Annotated in this window: 15 protein-coding genes; 5 read left to right on the top strand and 10 right to left on the bottom strand. The window is 72.5% G+C overall.

The genetic code is table 11. From position 1 onward, the window contains the following. Positions 1-128 precede the first annotated feature (128 nt). Positions 129-653, top strand: coding sequence for a UTRA domain-containing protein (locus FH609_RS28995; RefSeq protein WP_264372793.1), 525 nt, complete (start codon positions 129-131; stop codon positions 651-653). Here the strand turns inward: FH609_RS28995 and FH609_RS28990 are convergent. The 9 genes from FH609_RS28990 to FH609_RS28950 form a co-directional block, all read right to left on the bottom strand. Continuing rightward, on the bottom strand, positions 623-1,729 hold the full coding sequence (locus FH609_RS28990) for a glycosyltransferase (RefSeq protein ID WP_139675107.1): 1,107 nt from the start codon (positions 1,727-1,729) through the stop codon (positions 623-625). The genes FH609_RS28995 and FH609_RS28990 overlap by 31 nt on opposite strands. A 39-nt stretch (positions 1,730-1,768) precedes the next feature. After that, positions 1,769-3,649: a threonine--tRNA ligase gene (locus FH609_RS28985; RefSeq protein ID WP_226962027.1), complete on the bottom strand. Its 1,881-nt coding sequence runs from the start codon at positions 3,647-3,649 to the stop codon at positions 1,769-1,771. 240 nt (positions 3,650-3,889) lie between these two features. Beyond that, positions 3,890-5,269, bottom strand: coding sequence for a B12-binding domain-containing radical SAM protein (locus FH609_RS28980; RefSeq protein WP_139675102.1), 1,380 nt, complete (start codon positions 5,267-5,269; stop codon positions 3,890-3,892). A gap of 60 nt (positions 5,270-5,329) precedes the next feature. Next, on the bottom strand, positions 5,330-6,718 hold the full coding sequence (locus FH609_RS28975; protein ID WP_139675099.1) for a coproporphyrinogen-III oxidase family protein: 1,389 nt from the start codon (positions 6,716-6,718) through the stop codon (positions 5,330-5,332). A gap of 78 nt (positions 6,719-6,796) precedes the next feature. Next, positions 6,797-7,576, bottom strand: a complete 780-nt coding sequence (locus FH609_RS28970; RefSeq protein WP_139675096.1) for a TauD/TfdA family dioxygenase — start codon at positions 7,574-7,576, stop codon at positions 6,797-6,799. Continuing rightward, positions 7,560-9,092 carry a His/Gly/Thr/Pro-type tRNA ligase C-terminal domain-containing protein gene (locus FH609_RS28965; protein ID WP_139675092.1) on the bottom strand — a complete coding sequence of 511 codons (1,533 nt, stop codon included), beginning with the start codon at positions 9,090-9,092 and terminating at the stop codon, positions 7,560-7,562. The genes FH609_RS28970 and FH609_RS28965 overlap by 17 nt, the downstream gene beginning before the upstream one ends. Next, positions 9,089-10,453 carry a 2-hydroxyacid dehydrogenase gene (locus tag FH609_RS28960; RefSeq protein ID WP_139675090.1) on the bottom strand — a complete coding sequence of 455 codons (1,365 nt, stop codon included), beginning with the start codon at positions 10,451-10,453 and terminating at the stop codon, positions 9,089-9,091. The genes FH609_RS28965 and FH609_RS28960 overlap by 4 nt, the downstream gene beginning before the upstream one ends. A gap of 97 nt (positions 10,454-10,550) precedes the next feature. Continuing rightward, the gene (locus tag FH609_RS28955; protein ID WP_139675086.1) at positions 10,551-11,357 is read right to left on the bottom strand and encodes an SDR family NAD(P)-dependent oxidoreductase; all 807 of its coding nucleotides are present in this window, start codon (positions 11,355-11,357) and stop codon (positions 10,551-10,553) included. After that, positions 11,354-12,850: a B12-binding domain-containing radical SAM protein gene (locus FH609_RS28950; RefSeq protein WP_139675083.1), complete on the bottom strand. Its 1,497-nt coding sequence runs from the start codon at positions 12,848-12,850 to the stop codon at positions 11,354-11,356. Before FH609_RS28950 ends, FH609_RS28955 begins: the two co-directional genes overlap by 4 nt. Before the next feature lie 532 nt (positions 12,851-13,382). Between FH609_RS28950 and FH609_RS28945 the strand changes: the two genes are divergently transcribed. The 4 genes from FH609_RS28945 (at position 13,383) to FH609_RS28930 (ending at position 16,601) form a co-directional block, all read left to right on the top strand. Then, entirely contained in the window at positions 13,383-14,408 is a 1,026-nt protein-coding gene (locus tag FH609_RS28945; protein WP_139675080.1) for an ATP-binding cassette domain-containing protein, read from the top strand. A 13-nt stretch (positions 14,409-14,421) separates the two neighbouring features. Continuing rightward, the gene (locus FH609_RS28940) at positions 14,422-15,222 is read left to right on the top strand and encodes an ABC transporter permease (RefSeq protein ID WP_226962026.1); all 801 of its coding nucleotides are present in this window, start codon (positions 14,422-14,424) and stop codon (positions 15,220-15,222) included. 2 nt (positions 15,223-15,224) lie between these two features. After that, positions 15,225-16,016 (top strand): ABC transporter permease, encoded by a 792-nt coding sequence (locus FH609_RS28935; RefSeq protein WP_226962034.1) that lies wholly within the window; start codon positions 15,225-15,227, stop codon positions 16,014-16,016. A 96-nt stretch (positions 16,017-16,112) separates the two neighbouring features. Beyond that, positions 16,113-16,601 carry a hypothetical protein gene (locus FH609_RS28930; protein WP_139675077.1) on the top strand — a complete coding sequence of 163 codons (489 nt, stop codon included), beginning with the start codon at positions 16,113-16,115 and terminating at the stop codon, positions 16,599-16,601. Positions 16,602-16,628: 27 nt separating this feature from the next. On the opposite strand, the gene mqnC is transcribed toward FH609_RS28930, so the two are convergent. Beyond that, positions 16,629-17,819 carry a cyclic dehypoxanthinyl futalosine synthase gene (mqnC, locus tag FH609_RS28925; RefSeq protein WP_139675074.1) on the bottom strand — a complete coding sequence of 397 codons (1,191 nt, stop codon included), beginning with the start codon at positions 17,817-17,819 and terminating at the stop codon, positions 16,629-16,631. Positions 17,820-17,823 lie beyond the last annotated feature (4 nt).

The raw sequence follows: 17,823 nt of genomic DNA, 5'->3' as shown, positions 1-17,823 counted from the left end.
GGCACGTGGGGACGGAGGATGATCACGGCCGAGGAGACTCGGGCGCTGGCGCCTTACCGACGCATCGCCGCGAAGATCCGACGGCGGATCGAGCGGGTGAGCTGCGTCCAGGGGACCGGATTCCGTCGGTGCGGGAGATCGAGCGCACCGAGGGCGTGTCCACCGCCACGGCGACGCGCGTCGCGGCCGTGCTGAGGGGCGAGGGGCTGGCGGAGTCGATCCCCGGTATCGGGACGGTCGTGGCGGCGAGGCCGATCCAGACGACGGGCCCGGATCGGCTGGCCATGCTGCGGGCGGGCGGCGACGGGTTTCGGGCGGGCGAGGAAGTCCGCGTCCTCATCTCCGAGTTGGTCCCGGCGCCGGACACCATCGCCCACGCCCTCGGCGTGCCGGAGGGCGCGGACGTGGTGCAGCGCCAGCGGTTGTACCGCGACGACCTGGGCGTGGTCGCCCTCTCGACGTCGTGGCTGCCGGGTCGGTTCGCCGAGGCCCCGCAGGGGCCCACCGCCCCGCCCCGCCCGGGGCGCCCCGCCCGGGCCGCCAAGGCCCGGGCTCCGGTCAGCCCCCGGCAGGGGCGCCCGGGCCGCCAGGGCCCGGGCTCCGCCCAGCCCCCGGCCAGGGCTCAGCCCCCGGCAGGGACCCGGTGGAAGTAGTCCAGTTCGTGCGGGGTGGCCAGGCACTGGACGGGGCCCGCGAGGGCCCCGGCCCTCGTCTCGTCGACGACGACCGTGTCGGCCTCGGCGACCGCCTCCGCTATCTGGGCGACGGCCTTCTCCGGCCCCGCCGCCACGTCGTTCTCGCCGAAGGTCAGCGGCCGGGGCGCAGGCCGGCCCGGCAGGCGGCCGGCCAGCGCGCGGGCCGCGTACTCGAAGCGTTCCATCGCGTCGACCCAACGCAGCCCGCGATCCGCCGGGTTGAGGGCGCGGCCCACGACCGCCTGGGCGGCGACCTCGGGCGCGCCGTCGAACTTGCGGATCATATAGGCCAGGTTGCGCGACCACTGCGCGTACATCTCCGCGCTGACCCGGCGGCCCCGCTGGTGGTAGGCGACCGCCGCCGGGTTGAGCGCGAAGCGCAGCCCGTGCGCCCGGAGGCGGTAGCCCAGGTCGGTGTCCTCAAGTCCCCAGTCCAGGTACGCCTCGTCGAAGCCGCCCACCGCCGTCAGGTGCTCCCGGCGCACCGAGACGTCGCAGGTGAACATGAGGTGCCAGCAGGTCTGGAGGTTGTTGAGGTTCTCGGAGAAGAAGTCCTTCAGCAGCCACTGGCGCGGGTCGCCCCAGGCCACCGCCGGCATCGCGTCGAGGCTGAACTCCCGGGCGACCCGCTCCCGGTCGATCTCCCCCTCGCCCAGGTCGGGGCGCGGGCCGAGCACCACCAGGCGCGGGTGGTGCCGGTGGTAGGCGATGTGCTCGGCGACGAAGCGAGGGCCGACGACCTGGTCCGCGTCGACCATCAGCACCAGTTCGCCCCCGGCCGCCTCGATGGCGGCGTTCCGGGCGGCGGCCCGCGAGGAGCGGGCCGTCCTCGGCAGGTGGCGGCAGGTCAACGGGTAGGGCACGGAAGCGGCGAGGGAACGGACCATCCGCTCCGTTCCGTCGCCCGACCCGTCGTCGGCGACCACGACCTCGAAGGAGTCCCCCGGGTCGAGGACGTTCTGCCCGAGCGTGGCCAGCAGCAGCCACAGGTCGTCCCGCGCGTTGTACGCCGGAACGATCACCGACACCCGCATGGCCCGCCCCCCGTTCCCCTCGACTCCGGAGCCCCGGCCTCAGCCCACGAAGATCGGGCGTCGGGAGAGCGCGCGCGGGGTGTTGAGCGCCCGCCTCGGCTTGCCCGCCGTCTCCTGGGCCAGCAGCTCCAGGAACGCCTCCAGCGTCATCTGCCGCTGCTCGCCCAGCCGTTGGCGGACCGTCAGGTCCTCGCCCGACAGCTCCTTGGCGCCGACGACCAGGATGAACGGCACCCACTCGCGCTCGGCCTCGCGGATCTTCTTGCCGAGCTTGAGGTCGCGGTCGTCGACGTCCACCCGGAACGGGATCTGGTCGGCGAGCCGCATGGCGCCCTCGACATGGTCGTCGGAGACGGGCAGCAGCCGCACCTGGGTGGGCGCGAGCCACACCGGCCAGTGCGCCTTCTCGCCGCGCGCGACGCGCATCGCCTGGTTCTCCAGCATGGCGTAGACGTTGCGGTCCAGCGATCCGGAGACGGAGGTGTGCATCAGCAGCGGGTGCTGCTTGGAGCCGTCCTCGGCCACGTAGTTGATGTCGAAGCGCTCGGTGTTCTCGACGTCGATCTGGACGGTGGAGAGGCAGGCGGCCTTCTTCGCCGTGTCGATGAAGTTCATCTCGAACTTGGCCACGAAGTAGAAGAACCGCTCGTCCCACACCTCGACCAGCGCGGGCCGGCCGAGGACGGCCATCAGCTCCTCGACGAAGCCGGGGTGCTCGTCCAGCCAGGAGCGGACGAAGCGGATCGCCGGCACGCAGTCGAGGCCGATGTCGTCGAGCCACTCGACGCACAGCTTCACCTGCTTGACGAACTCCTGCTTGGCCATGTCCATGTCCTGGACGAGGCTGTGCATGTCCGGCATGGTGAACGACCGCAGCCGGCGCAGCCCGGCCACCTCGCCGCCCTGCTCCCTGCGGAACGAGAAGTGCGTCAACTCGTAGAGCCGGACGGGCAGGTCGTGGTGGGAGGCCACCATGTCGTGCTGGATCATGTACTGGCCGAAGCAGGCGGCGAAGCGGAGGAAGTACTCCTTCTCGTCGCTGCGCACCACGTACTGCCGCGCCGGGAAGCGGTGCAGGTACTTGGAGAGCGCCGGGTGCGCGTAGTCGTACATGATCGGGGTCTCGACCTCCATGGCGCCGTAGTCGACGACCATCTCGGTCACCCGCTGCTCCAACAGCCGCTTCATCAGCAGGCCCTTGGGGTACCAGCGGAGGTTGCCGGTGTCGGAGGCGGACTCGTAGTCCACCAGCTCCTGTTCGCGCATCAGCTTGATGTGCGGCGGGGCGTCCTCGGCGGTGCGGTTGCCCTCCCGCTCGTAGGCGAAGAGGTCGGACAGGCCCTGGTGCGAGGCGAGGTCGAAGTCGTCGGCGAGCACGAAGCTGCCGTCCGGCTGGTAGATCCGCCACTCGGAGCGCAGCTGCCGCTCGGCGGCGAGCGCCTTGGACTCGGCGACCGGGTTGCCCCTGGCCAGCTCGTCGGCGTGCGAGGCGTCGGTGGGCGACAGGGTCATCGACAGTTCGGAGAGCGGGTGGCCCTTGCAGGCGACCTCGTACGACTTGTAGTAGCCGAACGGGGCGCGGAAGACCTCAAGCCCGTTGTCGGCGCGCAGCTGTTCGGCCATCCGCTCGATCACGTCGGCCGCCGTCTGGGGCCGGGAGAGGTTCGATGAGAGGTGCGCGTACGGATACACCATGATCCGCGTCGCGCCCACCTTCTCGGCGGTGGCGCGGATCTCGGCGACGGCCAGGTCGGCCACCCCGTCCGCGTCGGCCTCGTCGGGCTTCTCGACGGCCGTGAACGCGACGAGCACCTCCTCGACGCTCGCCTGGGAGTCGTCAGGGGCGAGTTCCCCCACGACGTCTGCGACGCTCGTTCGGTCGGTGACCCGGAACGAGAAGCGATCGGCGTGGACCAACATCAACCGCAAGGGAACCCCCTGCCTCCGGGGCGGGGCGACCGACGGTGGGGCACCACCCGGAGTAGCGAAACGAGCGAGTACGTGAAGTACGTCGCGGAGATGGACAGTTCGGGATGCGCTGGGCGGTGACGGCCGCCGTGCCGGGCGGCGCGTCGGGGCGCCAGTTTTTCGGCCACATCATACGCGGCGGCCGTCCCGGGACGACTCGGCATTTCGGGAGGGGCCCGGGTGGTGGCCGTTTCAGGAGGGGGCGCGTTCGGCGAGGCGGCGGCGCATCACGTTGGCCACCCGGGTGGGGCTGGTGTCGTGGAACGCGAAGAACGCGCCCAGGTCGGCGCGGCGCAGCTCGGACTCGCCGAGGTGGTCGGTGCGGTGGTCGAGGTAGCCCCAGCCGTTCTCCGGGGTGACGTCGATGCCGCGTTCGGCGGCGAGCGGGGTGCCCAGCCGGCGTTGGAAGGTGGAGAGCGAGTAGTAGACCCGGGACTCGCTCAGCCAGGAGTTGAGGCTGGCCAGGCTGGCCTCGGTCTCGTTGGGCAGGCCGACCATCACGAAGGCGAGGACGTTGATGTCGTGGGAGCGGATCAGCTCCACGGCCCGCTGGATGTCCTCGAAGCCGATGCGGCCCTTGCCCAGGTAGCGGCGCTGCTCGATGTCGGGGGACTCCACGCCGAGCCAGATCCCGGCGCAGCCGGCCCGCCGCATCCGGGCCAGGGTGGCGTCGTCGAGGCAGTCGACGCGGGTCTGGCAGATCCAGCTGATGTCCAGGCCGAGTTCGAGGATGCCGTCGCTGAGCGCGGCGGCCCACTCGTTGTCGACGGTGAAGGTGTAGTCGAGGAAGAAGAAGTGCCGGATGCCGTACTCCTCGCGCAGGGTGCGGAGTTCGGCGAGGGTGGCGGCGACGGGGCGGCGGCGCAGCCGGCGGCCGAAGAAGAGATAGCAGAAGTCGCAGCCGAACGGGCAGCCCCGGTTGGCCAGCACCAGGCCGCTGTTGACGCGGTCGAGTTGGCCGTCGACAAAGCCCTCGCTGAAGTAGCGGCGCATGGGCGCCAGGTCGTAGGCGGGCGGGCCGAGCGCGGCCAGCTCGTCCTCGTCGGCGAGCCGGCTGCCGGTCAACGGCCAGCGTTCGGGCGCCGGTTCACGGGCGGCGAGCCGGGCGGCCAGCTCGGCGGCCAGGTCGGGGACGGCGAACTCGAACTCGCCGACGACCACCGTGTCGCAGCCGGTGTGGCGGCGGGTCAGCTCCGGGTCGGCGGTGGCGTGCGAGCCGGCGCACGCGATCCGGCGCGCGCCGGCCGCGCGCAACAGGCGCACGCATTCGACGGTGGGGCCCAACGACGGGTAGCACTGGGCCAGGTCGTAGTCGGCGGAGAAGACCACCACCAGGTCGGCGGCGGCGATCTCGCGGTATGTCTCGGCGCCCTCGGGCCCCTCGGGGCGGTTCAGCCGCAGGTCGTGGAAGGCGACCGCCATGCCCCGGTCGCGCAGCCGGCCGGCGGTGTAGAGGCTGCCGATCGGCACCTGGTGGAAGTTGTTGGTGCCCGGCGGCTCGGCGGGGAGGACCAGGGCGACGGTCAGGGGGGTCGGGGGGCTCGGGGGGCTCGCGGCGGTCTCGGCGTTCATGAGGGGTGCTGTCTCCTTCGTGGGTCACGGGCGCGGGTGCGGGCTCCTGTGCGGCCGGGCTCAGCTCCGCATGAGGTCGATCGCCTGCGGGTGCCGGGTGCGCGCCGCCGTGTCGGTGGAGAGGATGGTGGCGATGTCGTTGTTGAACGCCTCGCCGGCGAGGGTGCACTCCAGGCGGCCCTCGCGCCGGACGACCAGCCCGGCCCGTTCCAGCAGCGCCAGTTCCTCGGCGTAGTACTCCTCCATCCGCACCCCGCTGACGCGGTGGAACTCGTCCATGTCGAGGGAGAGGAACTTGACGCCCAGCACCGCGAGTCGGGTGATCCGCTCGGTCTCGGTGAGCCGCTTGGCCTTCTGCACGGGCGCCCGGCCGGCGGCCACGGCGGCGGCGTAGCGGGCGGGGCTGTGCTCGTTGGCGTAGATGTGCCCGTTGAAGAACGAGAACGCGCCGGGTCCGATGCCCAGCGTCTCGCGCTGCGGCATCCGCCAGCGGTCCACGTGGTACTCGCAGGGCCGCCCGTCGAGGCCGAAGTGGTAGGGCGTGTAGCCGTGGTAGCCGGACGCGGCCAGCCGCTCGCGGACGGCCGAGTACATGGCGAAGTACTCGGCGCGGGTGCCGGGCCGCGCCACCCGGCCCCGGTCGATCCGGCGGGCCAGGCTGGTGCCCTCGTGCGGCACGTAGGGGAACCACGACATGTGCTCGATGCCGCGCCCGCGCATCGCGTCGAGGTCGGCCTCGACCTCGGCCAGCGTCTCGCCGGGCAGCCGGTAGATCATGTCCACGTTGACCGGGAAGCCGAGGCCCCGGACCAGGTCGATGACCTGGTACGCCTCCTCGGCGGTGTGGCCGCGCCCGAGGGTGCGCAGCTGGTGCGGGTGGACGGACTGCACGCCCATGCTGATCCGGGTGACGCCGTGGTCGCGCAGCACGGCGAACTTGGCCTCCGTCAGGTCCTTCAGCTGTGGCTTGATCTCGACGGTGACTTCGGTGGCGGCGGCGAGGTCGAAGTGCCCGGCGAGCATCCCCATCAGCCGCTCCAGGGCGGCCTCGTCGAGCGTCGAGGGGGTGCCGCCGCCGATCCAGACCGTCCGGAGCCGGGTGGAGCGCAGGTCGTACAGCCCGGCGAGGATCGCCACCTCCTGGCCGAGCGCGGTGAGATAGGCGTTGGCCTCGCTCTCCTCGTACGGGTAGACGTTGAACGGGCAGAAGCCGCATATGGTGCCGCAGTAGGGCACGTCGACGAAGAGGTCGATCTCGCGGCCGGGCGGCAGCGCGGGGTCGGGCGCGAAGACGGCGGCGGGGTCGGGGACCTCCGCCAGGTTGGGCGGGTAGTACCGCACGCACTCCTCGACGCCGAGGATGCTTTGGATGTCCTCCAGCTCGTGCCGGCTGTCGTCCTCGGCATCCGCTTCGGTCAGGGGGATCAGGGGCAGTTCGACTTCGGCCATGGGTGTCACCCGTTTCTCGCGGGGCTGGTCGGGCGGGTCTCCGGCGGTGCCGGGCGGGTCTCCGGCGGTGCGGGGCGGTCAGCGGCCGTCCACCCAGACCCGCAGCAGCTCGCGCGGCGAGCCGGGGGTCAGCGCGGTACGGCCGTGCAGCATCAGGGTGTTGGGGATCAGCAGGGTCTCCCCCGGCCTGGCGGCGTAGGTCAACGGCGGGGTCTCCGCGAGGAACGCGTGCAGCCAGTCGACGGCGCCGGCCGCGTCGGTGCCCCGGTCCGCCATGACGCGGGGCCGCCACAGGTCGTCCGAGCGCCACCGGATGCGCAGCCCGTCCCGTTCCCGGTACAGCACCGGGCCGACGAACGCGTCGCTGAGGTCGTCGTAGCCGCGCGGGAAGAGGAAGTCCGCCGTCAGCAGCGCCTCGATGACCGGGTCGGGGGCCTCGGCGAGAACCCGGGCCAACGGCATCAGGGTGCTCACCCCGCCGCCGCCCTCGTCCACCTCGACGAAGGAGAGCATGAACCGGTCCGGCGGGCGCGGCAGAAAGGTCCCGTCGGTGTGCATCGGCAGCGCGGCCAGGGACATCGCGGTGCTGTGCGGGATGGTGGGGTCGTTGCGTACGGTGCGGATCTCGGCCGCCGCCTCGAAGGCCAGCACGCCGCCGAGCGCCAGGCAGTAGCGGCGCAGCTCGGCCGGGCTCACCGGGCGTTCGCCGCGCAGCACCAGCAGGCGGCGCGGCAGCCGGCCGGCGGCCTCGACGAACTCCGCCGGGTCGTGGACGACGACGGGGGCGAAGTCGCCGGCCTCCTCGGCCGGTTCGCCGATCGGTTCCCTGGTCGGGGCGCTCTCACGCGGGCTCGCCATGGCGCGTTCCCTTCTGTTGGTCGTCCCGTTGTTCGTCCCGTTGGTGTTCGCCCCAGTTCTCCCGGCGGTCACCGGGCCGGCCCAGCGGGTGGCGGGTCAGCCGGGGCGCGGTGCGGTCGGGTGGCGGCAGCGCCTCGCGCCGCACCTCGGCGGCCAGTTGGGCGAGCGCGGCGTCCGGCGGGCACGCCCGGAACGTCTCGTGCGGCCGGGAGCGCAGCTCCACCGAGCCGTCCGCGCCGACCCGGAGCACATGCGGCACCAGCAGCGCGTCCGCCTCGGCCAGGGCCCGCGCCAACGGCTGGTCCCGGTCGTCGAGTTCGGTGCGGACCCCGGCCGCCGCCAGCCGGTCGGCCAGCCCGCCGGCCGCCCCCAGCGCCGCCGCGTCGGCCGGCACCACGCGGGCCACCACGGGCGTCAACCACAGCGGCAGCCGGGGCCGTTCGCCGGCGGCCTCGCGGCGCGCGATCCGGTCCAGGGCGAGGAAGACATACCGCTCGACGCCGCCGGTCAGCACGGTGTGCACGGTCGCCGGCCGGCCGCCCTCGTCGCCGCGCAGCCCGAACGAGGCGGTGATCCGGTGGTCGATCTGCCAGGTGCTCAACTCCCGTGGGCAGCCCAGCGCGTCCACCACCTTGTACTCGACGTCCACCTCGACGCCGTCCATGCAGAGCGCGCCGGGCGCGCCGATCCGCACCAGCGCCGGCGCGTCGGCCCGCGCCACCAGCTCGGTGAAGAACCCCGGCCGGGCGGCCGCGAACTCGTGCGTGGCGTTGACCAACAGCACCAGCTTGGCGTCGAGTTCGCCCAGCACCCGCAGCACCCGGCGGTGCAGCGGCAGCGCCAGCTCGGCGGCGCCGGCCACGTCGGCGGTGTGCAGGTGCGCCTCCGGCAGATGGAACCGGCGCTGGCGGAACGCGAGCCGCAGCGCCTCGGCCGGCTCGCGGCGGAAGCTGTCGGAGATCTCGAAGAGCGCCACCGGCAGCGCCCGGTCGGCCAGGGTCCGCTCGGTCAGCAGCGCGTACTTCTGGAAGCAGGCGGTCTGCCGCAGCACCCAGGAGCCGCCGTCGATCCGGTAGGGCTCGTCCCCGTACAGGTCCACCTCCCCGTCGCCCCTGGTCAGTTCGGTGTAGGCGCGCATCCTGGGGTGGTCGGCGTCCACCAGGCGCACCCCGTCGAGCGTGATCCGGGGCAGGCCCAGCGCGTCGAGGGCGGCCCCGGCCTCGGCCGCCGCGTGGCGCTTCGCCTGGCCGAGCATCAGCGCGGCATGGCCGAAGGCGCGCATGTGCCCGGGCTCGGTGAGCGGTTCCCAGCCGAAGCCGAACGCGGCCAGCAGCTCGGCCACCCGGGGCGGCGTGGGCTCCACCCGTCGCCCGGCGATCTCCTGCTCGACGAGGCGGTCCAGCGCGGCGGGCCGCCCGGCGGCCGGCACCTCGGCGAGGGCGGCCACCCCCTCGGGGGTGACCACCCAGTCGCCGGGGCCGCCCGGCGCCTCGACGGCGAGGGGCGCGGGGCTCAACGCGCCGCGCTTTCGGGCGGGTTGGCGATCTTGCTGAGCAGCTTGTGGGTCTTGAGCCCGACCGTGGACTTGGTGCGCCAGCCCAGCCGGTAGGTGGCGGCCAACGACTCCCGGCAGGCGCGGAGTTCGGCGCGCGGCGGCAGGGTGCGGTAGACGTCGAGGAAGCCGGACAGCTCGCCGGCGCCGAACCGCTTCAGCAGCAGCGCCTCGTCCTCGATCACATTGCCCACGCTGGCGTTGATGACCGTGGTCCCGTTGGGGATGCGGCGGATCATGTCGGCGGTGACGAAGTCCTCGGCGCCGTGGTGCGGCAGGTGGAAGCTGACGATGTCGGAGCCGGTCAGCACCTCGTCGAGCGGGGCGGCGCGCAGGCCGAGCGCGGCGTCCAGCTCGGGCTTCGGCGTGCGGGTGGCGTAGTTGACGTCCATCCCGAAGCCGTCGCGGGCGAGCTGGGCCACCCGGCTGCCGATCCGCCCCAGGCCGACGATGCCGAGGCGCCGGCCGGCCAACGACCGGCGCCGGGCGGCGGGTTCGGCGCCTTCTTCCGGTCCGTCAAGCTCCGCGAGGTCGACCCGGGACAGCCAGCGCCCGTCGGCGACGGCCGCGCGGTGCTCCTCGGGCAGGGTGCGGCTGTCGTAGACCAGGATGTCGGCCTCCTTCAGCAGCTCGTCCACCGGGCGGAACGCCACGTCCAGGCCGTGCGGGTGGTCGAAGAGGCTGTACACGACGTTGGTGCGGAAGCCGCCGACCATCGCGCGGACGAACGACTCGTCGAGCGCGGCGCGGTCCAGCACGCCGACGGTCAGCCCCTTGAGGGTCTCCTCGGGGATCGCGTCCGGGTGGGTGATCAGCCGCTGCCCGGTCTTGATGTACTCGTGGAACCAGCGGCCGTAGAGGCAGTCCTTGAAGTTGCGGGAGAAGCGCCGCACGTCGTCGGTGACCCGGGCGACGACGCTCTCGCCGAGCGGCGCGGCCGAACCCCCGTCGCCCGCCGCCGCGTTGAGGTGGAGCAGCGCGATGATGACGAGTTCGGCGACGGAGTCGGTGCCGTAGTCGGGAATCGCCGGCACGTGAATTCCGCGTTCCCTGGCGAAGGCGGCGTCTATCCGGTGCTCGTAGTCGTGGGTCCAGAACGCGATGGTGCGCAGCTGCGGATTCTCCTCCATCACGCGGTGCGGGATGTCCACCCAGCAGCTGATGACGCAGTCGGCGCCCTGACATCGCTCCAGGACCTCCTCCTCGCTGGTGCAGGTGTTGTACTCGACGATCTCGTCCGCCAACGCCTCCAGGCGCCGCCGGTGTTCGGGAAAGAAGATCACCGAGTCGAGCACGACGATCTTGCGGTAGAGCTTCTGCGTCATCTCTGTTGACCGCCTTGGGGAGGAGGAGGAACCCGAAAGGGGAACGGAACGGGGGAAGTTGGCCGGCAGGGGGAACGGGGCGGGGGCGGCGCCGGGCTCAGGTGCGGCCAGCCGACATTCCGCCGTCCACGGGCAGCGCCACCCCGGTGACCCAGCGCGCCTCGTCGCTGGCCAGGAAGAGGCTCGCGTGGGCCACGTCGTCGGGGGTGCCGAGTAAGCCGAGTGGCAGCCGGGCGAGCACCGCGTCGAAGGCGCCGCGCTCCCGCAGCTCGGCGAGCATGGCGCGGTTCAGGTCGGTCTCCACATAGGCGGGGAGGACGGCGTTGACCCGCACCCCGCGCGGCGCCCAGTCGACGGCCATGGCGCGGGTCAGGCTGACCAGGCCGCCCTTGGCCGCCGTGTAGGCGGCGGCGTTGGCCATGCCGACCTCGGCGAAGACGGAGGCGATGTGCACGACGCAGCCCCGGCGTTCGGCGAGCGCCGGGAACAGCGCGCGCGAACAGCGGTAGGCGCCGGAGAGGTTGACGTCGAGCGTGGCGGCCCAGTCCTCCTCGGCGCAGGCGTCGACGGGGGTGCGGGAGACCACCGCGCCGGCGTTGTTGACCAGCACGTCCACGCCGCCGAGCGCCTCGGTGGCGGCGTCGGCCAGGGCGGCGACCTGCGTCGGCGAGGTGACGTCGGCGACCGTGGCGAGCGCGGTGCCGCCGGCGCGTCGCACGGCGGTCACGGTCTCGGCCAGCGGCTCCGGGCGGCGCCCGGCCACCAGCACGCGCGCCCCCTCGGCGGCGAACCGTTCGGCGATGGCGCGGCCCAGGCCGGTGCCGCCGCCGGTGACCACGACGGCCCGGCCGGCCAGGCGCGTTCCCGGCGTTCCCTGGCCGCCGCCCGCCGCGTGGCCGCTCACGGCTGACCGGCCGTCGTCGGGGCGGCCGCCGTCGTCGAGGCGACGGGGAGGTGCTGGTGTGCGAGGCCCCGGTCCGGCTCGGCGGCCTCCCACTCCGCGACCCGCTCCAGGAAGAATCGCTCGGCCGCCGCGAAGTCCGCCTCGTCCTGGCCGGTGACAAACGCTTTGACCTCGGCGAAGACCCGTTCCGCGTGCGGGCTGGCGAACTCCCACTCGCCGATGGGCCAGTCGTTGGTCAGCAGCCCCTTGGCGCCGTACTCGTGGTAGAGCGGGGTGCCGGCGTAGGCGGTGATCCGGTCGAACAGCTTGTACGGCGTCCGGTATCCGGTGGCCTTCAACAGCCGCAGGGTCTGGCGCAGTTCGGCGGGCCGCACGGTCGGGTGGAACATGATGGTGCCGGGGATCACCTCGACGCCCAGCTCGTTGACGGCGTTGATCCGGGCCGCCGGGTCCTGGTCGGCGGTGACATGCCGCTTGCGGTAGGCGACCAACTGCTCGTAGGAGCCGGTCTCCAGACCGACGAAGATCCGCCGCAGCCCGGCGCGGCGCAGGTGCGCCAGCAGCTTCAGGTCGCCGATGGCGTCCACCCTGGCGTCGAACATGAAGGAGATCTCCAGGCCGCGCCGCAGCACCTCGTCGGCGAACCGGCCGGCCCGCTCCTGCATCCCGGGGTGCTTGGCCAGGAACAGGTCGTCCGAGATGGCGACGAAGTCGAGGCCGAAGTCCCGGTGCAGATACTCGATCTCGTCGACCACCGCCTCGACCGAGCGGAACCGGTAGCGGTCCCGCCCCAGCAGGTCGCCGACGGCGCCGGTGCCGCAGAACGTGCAGCGGTAGAGGCAGCCCCTGGTGGTGTAGACGGCGCCGGCGAAGCCCTCCCGCAGCACGGTCGGCAGCTCGTCGCGGGCCGGCCAGGGCAGTTCGTCGAGGTTCACCACCGTCTGCGGGGTCGCGGTGACCGAGCCGTCGTCGGCGCGCCGGGCCACGCCCGGCACCTCGTCGACGGGGCGGTCGTTGAGCACCGCCTCGGCGAGCAGCGTGAAGCTGACCTCGCCCTCGCCCATCATCACGTAGTCGATGGCGTCCCAACCGCGCAGGATGCGCTGGTGGTTGAGGGTGGCGAAGTTGTGCCCGAGGGCGATCCGCGCGTCGTCCCAGGTGGCGCGGCACCGCTCGACCAGCCAGGACAGCTCGTCGAAGGTGTCGATGTTGGTGAAGCCGATCAGCCGGGGCCGCCCGCGCCGCCGTGCGACGTCCTGGATGGCGCGCCAGGTCTCGGCCACCGAGGAGTGGCCCTCGACCATGCCGTTGACGACGTCGACCTCGATGCCGCGCGACCGCGCGTGGGCGGCGATCGACGCCAGCCCCAGATGCTCGATCGGCAGCGAGTAGTACTGCTGCGGAGTAAGTCGGCGTTTCTGCCCGGAGATAAAGGACTCACGGGCGCCCGGAGGCCCCGAAAGCGAGGGAGGATTCACCAGAAGGACGGTCATGAACGGACCCCGTTGGCACTCAGTTCGATGAGAAATTCCGTCTGCGCACACCCACCATCGGCTGACGAATGGCCAGCCCTTTGTTGCCGTGTTCTCCCGACGCGTCTGTGAACGCCGGGCGACAGGCACACTAGCCGCGCACCACCGGTACGTACAGAGGATGAACACAACCGCGCCCAGTTCCGGAACCCTGTGTGGAATGCGTGACCGAACCGAAAAGGGGCAAGCCGGGTAAGGCCCCGGCAACCCCGCCGAAAGCGGGGCGTTCACCGGTCCCGGGAACCATTCCCCGAAGGGGAATTGGGGATTCCGCCGACCGACGCGACTTCCGCCGCCGAGTTCCGGAACGGGAAAGGCGCGACGCCGACCGGTGAACGGCCGGAAACGCTGCTAGCATCCCGTCGCACCGACCGTCCTCGGCGCCCGAAGGACCCGACGGATCGCCGCCGACCACGGTGAACTCCCGGTCAGCCCAACGTTGTTGGGCCCCGCCCGCGCCGAGGGGACTTCGACGCGAGCCCAGGGGGACGCCGTGGCGTTGATCGAGGCACACGGGCTGACCAAGGTCTTCCGCCGGCCCGACCGGGCCCCCGGCCTCGCCGGCGCCGCCCGGCACCTGCTGCGCCGCCGCTACACCCCGCACACCGCCGTCGACCACGTCGACCTGGCGGTCGAGCCGGGCGAGGCGGTGGCCTACATCGGGCCCAACGGGGCGGGCAAGTCCACCACGGTGAAGCTGCTCAGCGGCATCATCCACCCCACCGAGGGCGAGGTCAGGATCGACGGGCGGGCGCCGCACCAGGACCGGCAGGCGCTCGCCCGCCGGATCGGCGTGCTCTTCGGGCAGCGGACCCAGCTGTGGTGGGACCTGCCGGTGGCCGACTCGCTGGCCGTGCTGCGCGACCTGTACGGCGTGGAGAAGTCCGTCTATCGCAGGCGACTTGACCGCTTCGACGAGGTGCTGGGCCTCGGCGAGCTGATGGACGTGCCCACCCGCAAGCTCTCGCTGGGCCAGCGGATGCGCGCCGACCTGGCCGCGACCCTGCTGCACGGGCCCCGGGTGGTCTACCTCGACGAGCCGACGATCGGCCTGGACCTGTCCGCCAAGGAACGGGTGCGGGAGTTCCTGCGGGAGCAGCGGGACGAGGGCACCACCATCCTGCTGACCAGCCACGACCTCGCCGACGTCGAGGGCGTCTGCCGGCGGCTGGTGATCATCGACGCGGGCCGGATCGTGTTCGACGGCCCGCTGGAGGCGGCGAAGGACACCTTCGCCAGGGAACGGGTGCTGCGGGTGCGCACCGAACGCCCCGTCGACCCTGACGCGGTGGCCGACGCGCTGCCCCGCGCCACGGTGACGCGCGGGGACCAACCGGAGTGGCTCACCGTCAGGTTCGACCGCGCCGCGCTGACGGCTGGCGAGGTGGTGGGCGTGCTGAGCCGGCTGGCCGAGGTGATCGACTTCGAGGTGGACGAGCCCGGCATCGAGGATGTGATCCGCCGGATGTACTCCGGCGAGCTGCGGCCCGCCGGTACCGGTGCCGGCCGGGTCGGCTAGGCGCGGCGATTCCATGACGACGGGCCTCCCGCTGCGCGGCTACCGCGCGCTCTCCCGCGCCTCGGCCCGGGGCGTGCTGACCTACCGGCTGTCGTTCACGCTCAGCATGTTGGGCGTCTTCTTCCAGTTCGTGGCGATGCTCGCGGTGTGGCGGGTGCTGGCGGCCGAGGGCCGGACCGGCCTCGACTGGCCGCAGATGCGGACCTACCTCTTCGTCGCCTTCGCGTGTGGCGCGCTGGTCGGCCTCTACGCCGACCTGACCATGGCGTTCCGCATCCGCAGCGGTCTGGTCGCCGTCGACATCGTCCGGCCGGTGCGCTACCAGGAGGCGCGCTTCGCCGAGGTGCTGGGCGCGCTGTGGCTGGAGGCGCTGATCGTGGCCGGCGTCGGCGTCGCGCTCGCCGCGTCCGGGCTGGGCCCGCTGTGGCCAGGCCCGGCCGGGGCAGTGCTGTTCACGGCGTCGATGCTGCTGATGATCGTGCTGAAGTTCCTGGTCCTCTACCTGTGCGGGCTCGCCTGCTTCTGGACGCAGAACTACATGGGCATCCAGTGGGCCAGGATCGCGGTGGTCAACCTGCTCTCCGGCGCGCTGGTGCCGCTGGCCCTGATGCCGGACTGGCTGGGCACGCTGGCGGGTTGGTCGCCGTTCGCCGGGATGGCCTCCACGCCCGGTCTGATCGCGGCCGGTGACGCCACCGGCGGCCGCGCGCTGGGCCTGCTCGCCGCGCAGGCGTGCTGGGCGGTCGCCCTGTGGCTGCTGGCCAAGGGGCTGTGGCGGGTGGCCCTCCGCTCGATGACGGTGAACGGCGGTTGAACGTGCGACGCGTGGTCAGGCTCTACCTCCGGCTGCTGGCGGCCCATCTGCGGGCCATGCTGGTCCACGAGTCGGACTTCTGGGTGATGGTTCTGGCCACCGTGCTGGCCCAGTTGGTGAACCTGGTCTTCCTGGCCAGCGTCTTCGCCCGGGTCCCGACGCTCAACGGCTGGTCGTTCTGGGCGGTGTTGGCGCTCTTCGGCATCATCGCGCTCTCCGAGGGCATCGCCTCGCTGCTCTTCGAGGGCACCTGGCGGCTGGCGGCCAACGTCAACCTGGGCTCCCTCGACTACATGGTGGTGCGGCCCTTCCCCGTCCCGCTCCAGGTGACCAGCCAGGCGCTGGGCATCAACGGGCTGACCAACGTGGTCAACGGCGGGCTGATGCTGGGCGTCGCGCTCGCCAGGGGCGACGTGGGCTGGTCGGTGTGGCACGTGCCGCTGGCGGCGGTGGTGCTGGCCTCGGCCGTCGCCGTCCGGGTCGCGATCAACCTGGCGGCCAACGCGGTGGCGTTCTGGCTGACCAGCCCCACCTCGATGTTCGCCGTCGCGGTCCACCAGGCCGGCGACCTGGCGAAGTTCCCGCTGAGCGTCTACCCGGCGGGGCTGCGGCTGGCGCTCGGCGTCCTGCTGCCGTTCGCCTTCGTGGGCACCTTCCCGATGGGCTTTGTGCTGGCCGTCGGGGACCACGCGTGGCTGGGGCTGCTGACGCCGCTGGTCGCCGTGTACTGCTGGGCGGTGGCGCTGTTCGTCTTCCGCCTCGGGCTGCGCCGCTACGAGAGCGCCGGCAGTTAGCGCGCGCCTGCGGCTCGGCGCGCCTGCGGCCCGGCCTTTGGCCCGCACGGCATGGGGACTTGCCTTAGCCCACCCCGTACTGAAGGGTATGGGCCCATGCAGATCGTCATCACCTCGCGAAAGGCGGCGACGCTCGACACCTGGCGGCGGGCGGGCGCCGACGGCCCCGAGGTGATCCTCCACCTGGGGCCGCGTTCGCCGCTGCCGGTGGACGCGATGGTGGTGGCCGGGGTGCACGCCTTCCCCCGGCTCGGCGGCCGACCGCGCTGGGACCGCGCGCAGATCATCGAGAACACCCACGAGGACGACTGGCCCAAGTACCTGGTGGTGCCGCCGACTCGGCCGATGGTGCTGGGCGAGGACCGGGTCGCCCGCATCCATCCCGACTACCGGCGGATCAGCCCCGCCGGCTACGCCGCCTCCCGCGCGCTGGCCGAGATCATCCGCTGGAACGCCAGCCAGGACGACATCATCTCGGCCGCCGAAGTGAACCTGCCGCTGCTGGAGTTCGACAACCCGGCCGACGCGGCCAGCGCCCGCGCCTTCCACCGGGCGCTGGGCGAGGTGCTGGCGACGACGGGCTGACGCCCGGGCCGACCGGGCGCCGCCCGGTCAGTTCGCCTCGACCAGCCGCAGTTCGGGGTGGGCGGTGCCGCCCTCGATGGCGGTGGAGGACAGGTGCGAGACCACCCGGTCGTCCACCGGGTCGTTGGCCGGGTCCTCGTGCACCACCAGGTGCTCGTAGGTCGTCGCCCGCTGCGCGGGAACGCGGCCCGCGTCCCTGATCAGCCGGATCAACTCCAGCCGGTTGGAACGGTGCTTGGCCCCGGCCGAGGAGACCACGTTCTCCTCCAGCATCACCGAGCCCAGGTCGTCCGCCCCGTAGTGCAGGGAGAGTTGGCCGACCTCCTTGCCGGTGGTCAGCCAGGAGCCCTGGATGTGCGCCACGTTGTCGAGGAAGAGCCGCGCCACCGCGATCAGCCGCAGGTACTCGAAGAGCGTCGCCTGGGTTTGGCCGCGCAGGTGGTTGTTCTCCGGCTGGTAGGTGTAGGGGATGAACGCGCGGAAGCCGCCCGTGCGGTCCTGCACGTCCCGCACCATCCGCAGGTGCTCGATCCGTTCCGCGTTGGTCTCCCCGGTGCCCATCAGCATGGTGCAGGTGGACTCGACGCCCAGGTGGTGCGCCGTCTCCATGATCGACAGCCACTCCTCGCCCGACTCCTTGAGCGGGGCGATCGCGGTGCGCGGCCGGGCCGGCAGCAGCTCGGCGCCGGCGCCGGCGAACGAGTCGAGCCCGGCGGCGTGGATGCGGCGGATGGCCTCCTCGACGCTGACGTCCGAGATCCGCGCCATGTGCGCCACCTCGGACGCGCCCAGCGAGTGGATCACCAGCTGGGGGAACGCCTCCTTGATCGCCGCGAAGTGCCGCTCGTAGTACTCGACGCCGTAGTCCGGGTGGTGGCCGCCCTGGAACATGATCTGGGTGCCGCCCAGCTCGACGGTCTCGGCGCAGCGCCGCAGGATGTCGTCGAGGTCCCTGGTCCACACCTTCTCGCTCTTGGGCGGGGCGTAGAACGCGCAGAACTTGCAGGCCGTGACGCAGGCGTTGGTGTAGTTGATGTTGCGCTCGATGATGTAGGTCGCGATGTGCTCCACGCCCGCGTAGCGCCGCCGGCGCGCGGCGTCGGCCGCCCGCCCCAGCGCGTGCAGCGGCGCGGAGCGGTAGAGGTCCAGCGCCTCCTCGGGGCTGATCCGCCCGCCCTCGGCGGCCCGGTCCAACACTCGGGTGAACTCGGCGCCCATCACG

Source organism: Streptomyces sp. 3MP-14 (assembly GCF_006334905.2).
Taxonomy (GTDB): domain Bacteria; phylum Actinomycetota; class Actinomycetes; order Streptomycetales; family Streptomycetaceae; genus Streptomyces; species Streptomyces triticirhizae.
The sequence above is the reverse complement of the archived record's forward strand: the minus strand, read 5'-3'. Positions and strand labels throughout refer to the sequence as shown.

What these genes read in the sequence shown, in the direction of transcription:
- FH609_RS28970 (WP_139675096.1), bottom strand. Translation starts at nt 7,576, where the DNA reads ATGGCGAGCCCGCGTGAGAGCGCCCCGACCAGGGAACCGATCGGCGAA.
- FH609_RS28985 (WP_226962027.1), bottom strand. Translation starts at nt 3,649, where the DNA reads ATGTTGGTCCACGCCGATCGCTTCTCGTTCCGGGTCACCGACCGAACG.
- mqnC (WP_139675074.1), bottom strand. Translation starts at nt 17,819, where the DNA reads ATGGGCGCCGAGTTCACCCGAGTGTTGGACCGGGCCGCCGAGGGCGGG.
- FH609_RS28940 (WP_226962026.1), top strand. Translation starts at nt 14,422, where the DNA reads ATGACGACGGGCCTCCCGCTGCGCGGCTACCGCGCGCTCTCCCGCGCC.
- FH609_RS28980 (WP_139675102.1), bottom strand. Translation starts at nt 5,269, where the DNA reads ATGAACGCCGAGACCGCCGCGAGCCCCCCGAGCCCCCCGACCCCCCTG.
- FH609_RS28930 (WP_139675077.1), top strand. Translation starts at nt 16,113, where the DNA reads ATGCAGATCGTCATCACCTCGCGAAAGGCGGCGACGCTCGACACCTGG.
- FH609_RS28950 (WP_139675083.1), bottom strand. Translation starts at nt 12,850, where the DNA reads ATGACCGTCCTTCTGGTGAATCCTCCCTCGCTTTCGGGGCCTCCGGGC.
- FH609_RS28990 (WP_139675107.1), bottom strand. Translation starts at nt 1,729, where the DNA reads ATGCGGGTGTCGGTGATCGTTCCGGCGTACAACGCGCGGGACGACCTG.
- FH609_RS28960 (WP_139675090.1), bottom strand. Translation starts at nt 10,453, where the DNA reads ATGACGCAGAAGCTCTACCGCAAGATCGTCGTGCTCGACTCGGTGATC.
- FH609_RS28975 (WP_139675099.1), bottom strand. Translation starts at nt 6,718, where the DNA reads ATGGCCGAAGTCGAACTGCCCCTGATCCCCCTGACCGAAGCGGATGCC.